The organism is Paenibacillus turicensis, from assembly GCF_050461185.1.
GTDB lineage: Bacteria > Bacillota > Bacilli > Paenibacillales > Paenibacillaceae > Fontibacillus > Fontibacillus turicensis_A.
This window is the reverse complement of record NZ_JBCMOR010000001.1, coordinates 135,954-148,495: the sequence shown is the minus strand read 5'-3', so window position 1 is coordinate 148,495 and position 12,542 is coordinate 135,954. Positions and strand designations below refer to the sequence as shown.

General features: G+C 38.2%; 10 protein-coding genes. 4 read left to right on the top strand and 6 right to left on the bottom strand.

Annotation, left to right across the window (positions count from 1 at the left end):
- Positions 1-80: 80 nt before the first annotated feature.
- The 4 genes from ABE099_RS00615 to ABE099_RS00600 form a co-directional block, all read right to left on the bottom strand.
- Positions 81-491 carry a DUF4183 domain-containing protein gene (locus tag ABE099_RS00615; protein WP_430026627.1) on the bottom strand — a complete coding sequence of 137 codons (411 nt, stop codon included), beginning with the start codon at positions 489-491 and terminating at the stop codon, positions 81-83.
- Between the two features lie 196 nt (positions 492-687).
- Positions 688-1,059, bottom strand: a complete 372-nt coding sequence (locus ABE099_RS00610; RefSeq protein ID WP_430026625.1) for a hypothetical protein — start codon at positions 1,057-1,059, stop codon at positions 688-690.
- 260 nt (positions 1,060-1,319) lie between these two features.
- Complete coding sequence (locus ABE099_RS00605) at positions 1,320-3,440, bottom strand: DNA topoisomerase III (RefSeq protein WP_430026623.1); 2,121 nt, start codon at positions 3,438-3,440, stop codon at positions 1,320-1,322.
- Between the two features lie 473 nt (positions 3,441-3,913).
- Positions 3,914-4,549: a restriction endonuclease gene (locus ABE099_RS00600; protein WP_430026621.1), complete on the bottom strand. Its 636-nt coding sequence runs from the start codon at positions 4,547-4,549 to the stop codon at positions 3,914-3,916.
- Positions 4,550-5,271: 722 nt separating this feature from the next.
- On the opposite strand from ABE099_RS00600, the gene ABE099_RS00595 reads away from it, so the two are divergent.
- The 3 genes from ABE099_RS00595 (at position 5,272) to ABE099_RS00585 (ending at position 8,404) form a co-directional block, all read left to right on the top strand.
- Entirely contained in the window at positions 5,272-6,054 is a 783-nt protein-coding gene (locus ABE099_RS00595) for a CPBP family intramembrane glutamic endopeptidase (protein ID WP_430026619.1), read from the top strand.
- A 19-nt stretch (positions 6,055-6,073) separates the two neighbouring features.
- Entirely contained in the window at positions 6,074-6,961 is an 888-nt protein-coding gene (locus tag ABE099_RS00590; protein ID WP_430026617.1) for a sulfurtransferase, read from the top strand.
- A gap of 75 nt (positions 6,962-7,036) precedes the next feature.
- Positions 7,037-8,404 carry a hypothetical protein gene (locus tag ABE099_RS00585; protein WP_430026615.1) on the top strand — a complete coding sequence of 456 codons (1,368 nt, stop codon included), beginning with the start codon at positions 7,037-7,039 and terminating at the stop codon, positions 8,402-8,404.
- A 424-nt stretch (positions 8,405-8,828) separates the two neighbouring features.
- Here the strand turns inward: ABE099_RS00585 and ABE099_RS00580 are convergent, their stop codons facing one another.
- Positions 8,829-10,817, bottom strand: a complete 1,989-nt coding sequence (locus tag ABE099_RS00580; RefSeq protein WP_430026613.1) for a hypothetical protein — start codon at positions 10,815-10,817, stop codon at positions 8,829-8,831.
- 181 nt (positions 10,818-10,998) lie between these two features.
- On the opposite strand from ABE099_RS00580, the gene ABE099_RS00575 reads away from it, so the two are divergent.
- Complete coding sequence (locus ABE099_RS00575; RefSeq protein WP_430026611.1) at positions 10,999-11,439, top strand: GNAT family N-acetyltransferase; 441 nt, start codon at positions 10,999-11,001, stop codon at positions 11,437-11,439.
- A gap of 100 nt (positions 11,440-11,539) precedes the next feature.
- On the opposite strand, the gene arcC is transcribed toward ABE099_RS00575, so the two are convergent.
- Positions 11,540-12,502: a carbamate kinase gene (gene arcC / locus ABE099_RS00570; protein ID WP_430026609.1), complete on the bottom strand. Its 963-nt coding sequence runs from the start codon at positions 12,500-12,502 to the stop codon at positions 11,540-11,542.
- Positions 12,503-12,542: the final 40 nt, after the last annotated feature.

The window sequence follows — 12,542 nt, the reverse complement described above, 5'->3', positions numbered from 1 at the left end:
TATCTCCTTAAATGAACCCAAGAACGTTTATTTCATTTGGCTTTCCCATTTTTAAAGTACGATTAGGTTATTTAGATTGTTTAGGTTATTGTGGTAGATACGGATAAATTATTTGTGTTTGATGTTGACGTAGATGTGACAACGAAGTTAACGACCTCTACCACAACAGATGCTCCAACGACTAATGCTGAATTGATCACTAAGCTAGTTGGGGTTAATGTGCTTAATCCCCCACGCTGCATAACGCCATTAATATACAAATTGTAATAGCCACTAGCAGTTGGAACAACAAGCCCTCCTGCTGGTACCGTTGTCCCACTATTATTCGTAAATCTAGTAGCAACAATCGTTGTGGTGGAGCCTAAAATATCACCAAGGACAATGCTAGCAATATAGCGATTCACTGTTGGTACCAAGGAAGTTGTGGTTGTTGTGCTCACACTACCGGTAATTGCACTCTGCACATTAAATTGCTGTCGTATAACCGGCATTCCAATTCCCCCTTACCAATAGCGTAATGATTATATATTATATGTGCTAAGAGGGCTATTCGCTTGGACTTTATACTAAAAATTACTAGATTAGTAGAAACGTTTAATAGCCAAATAAACAAATAAAAACAACTAGCCAGCCTTAGATGTAAGGTGACTAGTTGCTTGAAAATCATTAGGTTATATTAAGAACCTGTTAGATTAGTCGATACCCTGCTGGTAAAGTACCTGAGCTACGGATGTTACGAATCTGCTCTAAAGTTAGACGTTGGTTCGTAGAAATAATAGATTCTACATCATTACCTGAAATGAGATCATCCAAATCTGCTAGATTGGTGTTGCCACGATATACGCGGAAGTTACCTCTAAATCGAGTACGCGTAAACAAAACTAAAGTCGCGTTACTGCTTGTTGAGAAAAATCTTAAGCTTTCAATCCCATCTAAAATGTTATCTGTATCCCGAATTCCTAAGTTGCCTGTATAAATACGACTTGCCCCTCTAAAGTTTTCATCTGAATATACAGTAAGGCGTGGATAAGTTTGCGTACTAATTGCTTTTTTCTTCATAATGATTAAACTCCTCCTTGTCATGTTCTGAGATATCATATTAATCTCTTAATATCATTGTGTGAGGCAAACACTACCTTTCTTCCAAATTAAGTCATATGACTTCCCGAATCATGATAGGGAAATGTGTGATAAAATACACAATCGTAAGAACTCTCTGTATCGTAGCTACCACCCTTAAATATAAAAAGGGTTGCCTTCTATCACCTTAACGGTAATGAAAGCAACCCATCAAACGAGTCATCTTGACCCATCATTCATCATTTATCCTGTTTCTCTAACGCCGCCTTCAGCAAATCACCAAGATTAGAGCCAATTGTTTCTTTCTTAGCATATTGCTTCACAAGCTTTTGTTGCTCATGCTTGCTGACACGACCTGCGTCCTTTTTCATCGTTTCAATCACGCCACACGTTAAGCATTGCACATAAAGCCCTGCTTTGCCTTCCTTCATCTCCATCTTTTTATGGCATTGCGGGCAACGACGGTTAGATAATCGCTTCTCTCCAGAGCGCTTGTAGCCACAGTCATCCTTCGGACATACAAGCATTAAGCCTCGCTTCGATTTTTTCTCCAACATTCTAGTCCCACATTCAGGGCAAAAATGGTTTGAGACGTTATGTGCCTTATAGCTTGCATCACTTTGCTTCACACCAGCTACAAGCTCCTCTGCCATTTTACGAATACCTACAAGGAATGGCTCAGGTTTGCCTTGCCCCTTGGCAATCCGCTCAAGCTCTGCTTCCCATTTCGCCGTAAGCTGTGGTGTCCTTAAATCAGCAGGTGCAAGCTGAATTAATTGCTTTCCTTTCCCCGTTGGATGAAGCAGATTCCCTTGACGCTCAATCGTATCAGAATGAACCAATTTCTCAATAATATCTGCGCGTGTTGCTGGTGTGCCTAAACCATGCTTCTCCATTTGACCAAGCAAGGCTGCTTCTGTATAACGTTTTGGAGGTAATGTACGTCCTGGCTGTACCTGGCAACGTTTTACAACTACAGCCTCACCTTCACGAAGCTCAGGCAATAACCCAGCCTTTTCTTCCTCATCCTCGTTTTCATCGTCTTCCATCAACTGTCCGTCATAAACAACACGCCAACCACTTTCCTTCATCGTCGTACCTTTTGCATGGAGCTTTTCACCAGCAATTTCAAGCTCGACCGTAACCTGATCGTATTTTGCAGATGGATAAAATAGGCTTATAAAGCGACGCACGATGAGATCATACAGCTTGCGTTCTTCAGAGTTCAGGTTATTGAGAAGCACCGTTTGCTCTGTAGGAATAATGGCATGGTGATCGGTTACCTTGCTATCATCCACAACTCTTTTACCTAAAGCTATCGGCTTGCGTGCCACAGCCCCAGCACTTTTTGCATATGGACCAACAGATACACTTGTAAGTCGCTCCTTCAAGGTTCCCACCATATCAGAGGTCAAGTATCTGGAATCTGTACGTGGATACGTCACTAGCTTATGTTGTTCATAGAGCTTCTGTAGAACATTGGAGGTCATTTTAGCTGAAAAGCCTAATATACGGTTCGCATCACGTTGTAACTCCGTTAAATCATACGCTTGTGGAGGTGGCACAACCTTTTCATTTTTTTTCAGCTTTACAATTTTTCCGCTACGTCCATCTAACTTGCCTTTTAATGCTTGAACTTGTCCTTCATCAAAAATTCGTGCATCCCCATTACTGCCCCGCCATACCGCTTCAAAATTGTCCAGTTGGACGCGCAAAGTATGATACGGTTGGGATACGAAGCTTGTAATCTCCTGTTCACGTTGCATGATCATCCCTAAGGTTGGTGTCTGCACACGTCCTGCAGATAAAGGTGAGCCAAATTTACAGGTTAACGCTCTCGTTACATTTAAACCAATCATCCAGTCTGCCTCTGCGCGACAACGTGCGGAATGATATAGTCTTTCAAACTGCTGACCTGGTTTTAAGGAAGCAAAGCCATCCTTGATTGCTTTATCTGTCTGAGATGAAATCCATAGGCGCTTAAATGGTTTATTCCATTTGACCATATTCATGATCCATCTGGCTAATAGTTCCCCTTCTCTAGCCGCATCAGTTGCAACAATCAATTCACTAACATCTGCACGACGCATTAATTGACTTACTGCTTTAAATTGATGATTCGTTTCCCGAAGTACCTTGAGCTTCATATGCCCAGGTAAAATCGGTAAGTCCTCTAGTTCCCATTGTTTATATTTCTTATCGTAATCCTCAGGCTCTGCTAATCCAACCAAATGACCTAACGCCCAAGTGACGATATACTTTGGTCCTTCAAAATAACTTTTATGCTTTTCACGGCTACCCATGACACGGGCAATTTCTTTGGCAACCGACGGTTTTTCTGCTAACACTAAAATTTTCATGGATGTATTTGTGACACTCCCTTCATAAAGGTTTATTATATCATTTTTTGAGCTCTATTTAGAAATTAGTACTTGACTACGTTAGGAGTCTGGTACTACGCTCCAGAGCGTTCTTGAAGCTTATTATTTTCACTTTACAAAACAGGATTATGCATCCAATGAACCAAACCCATAAACATGCTAAAATAGTAAGAGAACTAATTCATTTATTATGCATTTTAGCTAGGAGGGCTTCGTATCGCTACAGTTAGACGGCTTGACACGGATTTAGATTTACAAGATGCACAAAATCGTAAGCTACCTATTCGGGTATTTGAAAATAACCACTATATAGAGTCAGGCAGTATTATATTGCGATTCACCACAGACACTGTCATTACCCAAAAAGGTGTGAGTGAGATCAGTTACCATAATCGGGATAGTTGTCAGTTTTTTGAGCTCAAAAGGAATTAAATTTACCCACCTTTAAAACGTTATGATCGTTTACGTGAAAGCTTTCTTCCGCTTGAAGGAGTTGTGTGAGCAGATGGGGGCGGTTTCCACTCCACTTCTCTTGTTTCAGGGGGCTGCTCTAATATCGTTTTTGCCTCCTCCCAATCTCTTTCCTTAAAATGATGAATGATATCATTAAGATCATCACGATCTAGCAACAATACATGATTAACCCCCGCCAAAATTCGGGCTGCCTCTGTGAACCTGCCTGACGTTAAAACAATCGCCCGTTGCGCCTTATAATAGCGCATTGAGCCATATATCTCTTGAACCGCACTAAGCCCAACTGGATTAGACACTGCATATCTTTTGGCTTGAATCACACATCGAAGTCCCCTCGTATCCTGAAATACAAGATCTGCCCCAAAATCTCTACTCGCCGTCGTTTTATATATTTCCTCATAGTCAAGCATAGTTAACAGACGGTATAAATATTGTTCAAACTCACTACCATCCTCCATCCGATCGATATCCTTAATGCTAATTTTATAGGGATTAGCGTCACTTAATTTACGCGCAAAATTAGATTTCCTCCACCTAAAAATAACATATACAAGTATAACCACACACACCAACAGCAATAAACCATAATAAAATAAAGGGTTGTCGTTAATCATCTGACGCTCCAATCGGAATTTATATATTTCATATATTTAATAAGGCTCTATTTATAAATCAGTACTTGCCAACGACTGGAGGCTAGAAGCTACAATCCAGATCGTTCTTACGATTGTGTTAAAATCATATTCCTTTGACTGGAGTATATAAATGGGAGAAATCTAATTTTAAAGACAATCTTCAGAATCGCTCTGTCTCTCCGCTAGTTTGGGCTCTGTTGTCAAGCACTGATTTCAAGATTGAGCCTTTAATAAATAGATTTATCTTTTCATTCTATTATATCTCGCTAACCTACTAAGCCAAAGCCACAACAAGCACAATGTACAACATAGCACAAACAACGCAACAATGATCAAATCAACCTCTATTAACTTTTCTACAATAAATAGGAATGAAATTCATGCTGTAGACCGAGAGTAAATCCTTCTGTGGCTGAATGTAACAGAACTTCTCACAATCTATACTCAATTTAAGAGAAAAAACGTGAGACAACGCTGAGAAAACATATAGAAATGAGGAGTGTATTATGATTTCATATTTTTTTAGAAGAAAGTACAATAAAAAGTACAATAAAACTAATGATGTAAATGTTGTGGAGCAGAATGCTAACCAAAAGATAGCTGACAAAAGCTTTGCTGAGCATCAGCTTCGCCTTTTAAACTACGAAACGTATTCAACTTCAAGAAAAATAATATAAACAATACTATAGGAGCCAATTTCGATGAAAACAAATAATTATAAGTTAATATTTCAGTATATATTATGGACCTTCCTCATCACTTATTGTTCATGGGGAATTCTAATCTTAGCTAGTCAAGTTGAATGGTTAAAATTCGGTTCACCTTTAGGCATGACGTTGTTAACACTTGGTGGGAACGCACCGCCAATTGTTACTTATTTTATTTTAAGACGGCAGGGTAAAATTACAGGCTTCAAAGCCTATATAAAGGAAGCCTTTGCAATTAAACAACCACTTCATGCATACATAGTCATATCTTTGCTCACCGCTACGTATTTTGGTATTCCTGCTCTTCTAGGAGGGATAACACCTAATTTCCCCGTCTACATTGCAATATTAACTATCCCTCTCATGATAATTGGAGGCGGATTAGAAGAATTAGGATGGCGTCTTCTCCTACAACCGCAACTTGAAAAGTCACTTGGATTCATAAAGTCAACACTTGTGACAGCTTGTATCTGGTCTGTATGGCATCTCCCCCTATTTTTTATTCAGGGCACAAGCCAATATAATTGGAATTTCGGGCTATTTAGCATTATGATTATAGGGATGTCATTTGCACTTGCCGTCATTTATCGAATGACTCAGAGTATCTGGTTATGTATTTTATTCCATAGTGTCATCAATGCTTTGTTATCCTCTTGGGAAATAGATGAAAGTTTTTTCATCAAATTAGCAACGACATTTGGTTTAACCCTAGTTGCCCTTAGCTTGTTATTGATAAGACGTAATAAAGCACGCTTAATACCCAAAAAATCCATCTAACGTATCGGAGAGATTATATATGTCATTTGCTGTTTCTATTAAATGGTTGCTAGCTCGTTTGTATGAACCAGATATCGTCATTATTGATTGTAGGTTTTGGATGAATGAACCCGCATTAGGACATCAAAAATATACTGAATCCCATCTCCCTCGTGCGGTTTACTTAGATTTAGACAAAGACCTATCTGCTCCAATCCAAGCACATGGCGGTCGTCACCCATTACCAGATGTAGCCTCTATGGTGAAAACATTTAGTAAAGCAGGGATTACACAGGAGCATCGGGTTGTCATTTATGATGATCAGCAAGGTATGGTTGCCGCTAGAGTATGGTGGATGCTTCAATATTTAGGACATGAAAAGACGTATTTGATGGAGCAAGGCTTCACGGCTTGGGAGCAGGCAAAGTTTCCTGTATCACAGGATCAGCCCATTGTTATTCCTGCCTCCTTTGAGCCAAAGGTTAACGATGAGTGGTTAGTAAGTATGAACGAGGTTGCTGATAACAACAACACATTTTCTGAGCAACAAGTTGTTCTTATTGATTCCAGAGAAAACCGCCGTTACCTTGGTCTAGAAGAACCAATCGATTCTAAAGCAGGTCATATCCCTGGGGCTATAAATTACTTTTGGAAGGATGTATTACAGGAGGATGGTAGCTTTAAAAGTAAAGAAGAGCTACAACAGCACTTTGCGGAGCTTATAGAAATAGTAAGAGCAAACTCATCAGACTCTAATGGCGATGTCTATGACACCCCAATTATCGTGTATTGTGGTTCAGGCGTGTCTGCATGCCCTAATATATTAGCGTTGAAGACTGTAGGATTCACGAATGTGAAGCTGTATGGTGGTAGCTGGAGTGATTGGATTTCGTATGAGGGGAATGAGGTGGTAGTTGGGGAAAAATGAAACTTAACGCGAGAATAAGTTAAACGCTTATCTTGGTTTGGATTAGAATCACCAAAAAAACAAAGGAGATACATAATGAAGAAACTAGCAATCCTACTCCTGACCTTTTCATTTATTTTAGCTGCTACTCCAGTCAATTCTATACAAGCAGCTTCAAAAACAACTAAAGTAAATAAAACTACTAAAGCAACTAAAAAGGCTGAGACGAGTATTTCCCCTGATACTGAGAAAGATAAGATCGTTACTACACCTGAATGGATCAAAGACATTGTTAATAAAAAGCCTATTGTAGTTAAAAATCCAGTAACCCGATCTCAGCTTGCCTCCCTTATAGTTAAGGCTACAAGTCAAACAGGAAGCAATACAACTAATACAATACAGGCTTTTAATGACGTAAATTCTACAAATCCAGTTAATACAGTTGTTGCACTTGGTTTTATTGATCCAAACAATTATCCAAATGGATTTAAGGGAAATACACCAGTAACTAGGTATGAATTGGCAACTTGGCTTTCTAATGGACTCGCTCAAGCAGATCAAAGTTTTGCAGAGGCATTAAAAGATATGACAGGAGACTTAGCTATCATTCCGCTTCGAGAATTTAACCTTGGTAAATTGGATAAGGGAATGTTTCCGGCAATTTCAGTTGTAATGGGTACTGGACTGATGAATGCAGATCAGAAAGGTGAATTTAGATGTGATGAAAAGCTATCAATAGAGGAAGTAACTAAGATTTTAGATAATTATAAAAAGGTAGCGACAAAAAAAGCGATGGACTTTTACGGTTTAAATGAACTTCGAGAAGTAGCACTAACTGGAACAAATATGGTAACCTCAGGCTATACATTATCTGTACATAATGTTGCAATGACAGGAAAGTTAGGTGGTAAATATAACCTCCCAATCTATTTTGACGATCCAGAGTGGACAGGTTTAGTCTCCAATCCAAATATTAAAGACTTTTATAATAAAAAAATAAAAGTTAGAAATAACATTGCTGATATATATGTACATAAGTTAATTTTTATAAATCATTATAGTGATACTTCTATATACCAAAATATGTTTTTTGGTAAAAAAATAGATATGGGCGGAACTTACGAGGACACCTGGTTATTCGCACAATACTCCTTTACATCTAATAAAGATAAGTTAAATCATAATAGTATAGGAGATTATACTACGCTTGATGCAGGATGGGGAATTTCAACAAAAGCTTCGGATATTTATGGGGTATTATCTTACCCACGTGATAGAGGATTAAATAACGTTATCATCCAAGGCGCAGGACCAACAAAACAAATTTATAATAAAGGGGAAGGCGAAACACAACTGTGGTCTAGGAACAGGGTTCATGGTGGTATAGGTATTTCCGTTCTCAGTGACAGGCCAAATTACGAGACGGTTTGGGGCTTTCAATCAAAGCATTTATATACAAAGTAAGCTTTAGACTAGATCGACCAGATGAACATAAATAAGCGCGAAGATAGGTCACATTGTCCCTCCTTCGCGCTTTATATTTATGAAAATCTTTAAAAGCTTGAAAGCTCATCTTGGTATCTTTGAGATATTTAACAGGATAACGATATCAAATAACGAAACGGCCGCTCCAAGTACATTCCAACGATTCATCCACGTAAAAGTAATGAACTCCAGTCCTAAGATAGAAAAAGCGGATAATTCAGCCAGGGGTACAGTCCACTGCAAACGTAGCAACAGGAATCAGGGGGCCAATACACCCGAAAAGATATTTATCGTATACAAAATTAACGGAATAACAGGATAATTGGAAAAATAGTTTTTCACCGCTTCCCCGTAATTTTTAGCCGTATAATAGTCCTCATTTAATCCAAGCATCATAAAATAATCATTGCATGATATAATAAGCCGCGGAATTACCCTCAAATACTAAAACATTCCCCTCTACTTTGTACCAGTTAACGTCATAATTACCAACATTGGTGGTCTGAGGTTTTCCATAAAGAGCAACAATATCTTTATATTTCCCAATATCGAAATTGAAATTCCGCAGGGTAAGCAAATATGAGTTTGGACCCGTAGCAATGTTAATAAGCTTACCATCCTTGAAAATTAAATAAACTCCGCCAGAAACATAAGCAGTTACTTCTTCTGATGAACGCTGTGTAGGCTTGCCATTTTCCATCACATAGTAATTACTCAGATTTGCTTTATTATCAGGAACAAAAATATCAGGTTGGGTGATAACATCTTTTTCTTCTAAATCTTTGGAGAAGAGATGTAAACTTCTCTCAGTATAACCTTCACTATCAATTATGTTCAGAAATCCACCTGCCATGCCTAGCTTTGTATTTAACATCTCCAATTGAACGAAGGTCTGCCCTGCCCAATTCAGCACAGTGGCATCCTTATTTGAGATTGTCATTATATATTTGTCTCTGTTTATGGTAAATCCATCTGAATTTTGAGTAACTTTGGCATCTACAGCTTTAGCAAAATCATTCACTTCTACGTACCATCTGGTGCCATACGTTAAAAACAGCCCTTGACCGGAATAATGAACCTGCTTTCCATTCACAAACATCTGTGGTGGAGTCTGCAAGGTGACTAGCTTGGACTGAGAACCCACATACCTACTCTCATCAGATTGAACTTGTTCAACAATATTCAAGTTACGCGTCACAATTCCTGTTGGTAAATGAAGATAATAATCTTTGTAGTCTTTAGAAAATAGGAAAATCGAATCACCAACTTCTTCAAAGAACCTTCCATCCATATCAGGAATCTTCCATACAACCTTCGCCGTTTTTGTATCCACAAATATAAGATTTTTTTCTTTACCCTTTTTTTCACGGATTAAAATATATTTTTTGTGCTTTGTGATTTCCATCGTACTCGAGACATCATTTCGAGACAGTACCTTGTAGCCCTTTGAAGTACGGTAGCCAACTAGATTTCCCTTACCGTTTGGATTAGGATATTCAACAAATGTAAATGCCCCAACTTTTTCCTCCTTAATCTTACTTGGCACAAATGAAAAGTAATCTTTAGTTCTAGTTCCATCCGGATGCAAAATCATAGATGCAGATATATAATTACCATTGGAAGTAGAAAAGTAAGACTCATTAGCTGCAAGTTTTTTAGGTTTACTAGGTACCTTAGTGTAATCTATATAGCTTATTGTCCCTTTTTCCATGTCCACCCTAGGAGGTTCAGCTGTACGAAGCAGTAATTTATTCCCACTCAGAGAATATATCTGATTTTGTTTTTTATCATAATCTCTATATGAATTCCTATCTATAATGGCATAACCGCCAAACTTCTGATAAAGGTAGAAACCCATATTGTCATTTCCATTTGTCTCAAATTTGTTCAAAATTGTCAGAAGGTTACGATTAATATCATATTTATATAAAATATTGTTTTTATGTACTTTATACTTCCCCTTCACATCCGGTTTCTTATCTCTTGTTACATTGCAATAAGTATTTAAAGCTTGGGGGCCATCCAAGTCTATAATATGAGTATCGTAACTACTTTGCGAGCAATTAAAAAAAGTTTTAGTCAAAGAAGGATCATCTTTTTCTTCTGCATCTTTTGAATCCTGTGCTTCTTTAGAGACCGATAATGCCTGCTCAGGAAATTCATGAACGATCTTTTCTATATTTCCATTGTCGAAATCAGTCTTTAACACGACAACTTGAGGAATTACTCTTGCTTTCTCCTGCTCATATTTAAATTGAAATTGAACTTCGGTACTATAGCGTTCCTGCGCTGCTTCTGTACGTTCTGCTATTTGGGGTATTAAATAGCTTAAGAGAATAACAGCGGTCATAATTGAAATTTTCCCCACAATACTTCTGATTTTCCTCATCATGCTTGTGCTCCTTCACATACTAGATTTCATAAAATTACCTTCTTTATTAGTATAAAGGAAGTTGATATAATTAAATATGAAAAATATAGATAATAACATAAAAAATCACATTTTAAAATAGTGAAATTTTTAAATCATCATGTGAGATCAAATATAAGTCTATGTATGGAGGAACAACCAGATGCCTGACATTATTTTAGAAAATGTTACAATTACTGCGGAGCAAAATGAAGACGACTATAATCAAGTTTGCAATAAATTATATGAATATAATGTTCGAGCAACAAACGGAATTTTAAAAATTCCAGGAAAAGATATCAATTTATATCTTAAAAATAGCTTAGGCGAAATTGTAGGTGGTTTATTTTGTGAGACATGGTCTTACGGCTTATATCTTGATGTTTTTTGGATAGCGGATGAATACAGAGGTAAAGGATACGGAAAGATTATGCTTTCAGAAGCTGAACGAATCGGACAAAAGCTTGGGTGTACATTTGCACACACATGCACTTTTTCCTATCAAGCTCCTGACTTTTATAAAAGCATGGGATACGAAGTTTTTGCCATTAACGATGAATATCCAGAAGATATAAAACAATTTTTTCTAAAAAAGAATTTTTAATAGCTAGTGCAATCAATATTTTTTAATGAACTAAAATAATTTAAGACCCTTTCGCGAACTGTCAAACAGTTGCAAAAGGGTCTATTTTTTAGGATTTATGCTATTTCTCAGCTTCCACAGCATTACCCGCCTGTACAACAGTCGCTGAGCCACCTGTAAAAATAGAATTAATATTCTCAAGTGAAGTAATGACCGCCTTGCTTCCTGGGCGACTCTCCACAAATGAAATTGCCGCTTCCACTTTAGGCAACATACTGCCTGGTGCAAATTGATCCTCGTTAATCCAATTTCTCAACTGGTCTACAGTAACTTCTTCTAGCTTCGCTTGGTTTGGTTGATTGTAGTTCACATATACGTTATCTACACCCGTTAAAATAAACAGATAATCCGCTTCAACCAAGTTCGCTAGCTTGGCGGATGCGAAGTCTTTATCGATCACCGCTTCAACACCTTCGTAACCATTGGCTACTTTTTTCACTGGAATACCGCCACCGCCGGCAGAGATCGTAACATAACTATTTTCGATCAATGTTTTGATAATCGGGTATTCTACGATCGTTTGTGGTTTCGGAGAGGGTACGACTTTTCGATAGCCACGACCAGCATCCTCCACATAAGTTTCTCCGTTTTCTGCAGCTGCTTTTTCTGCTTCCTCTTGGGAAAAAAATGGACCAATTGGCTTAGTTGGATTAGTGAAGGCTGGATCATTTTCATCCACCACAACTTGGGTGACAACAGATGCCACCTGCTTATTTAGTCCTGCTTCAACCATCGCTTCGTTCATCGTATTTTGTAGCCAATAACCGATGCTTCCTTGCGTCATGGCTACACATGTATCAAGTGAGAGCGCTGGGTTTTTGTCAGATTGAGCTATCGCTTGCTGCAAGAGCAAATTACCCACCTGAGGCCCGTTACCGTGGCTAATAATAAGCTCGTGTCCCTGCTTGATCAGTTCCACTAATTGCTTACTTGTATGACGTAATGCCTTCATTTGTCCTTCTGTTGATGGATCATCACTTAAAATTGCATTACCACCCAAAGCCACTACGATTCTTTTTCCCATCGCTACCCCCATCTTTCTTATTTACTCTTCTTCAACTTAA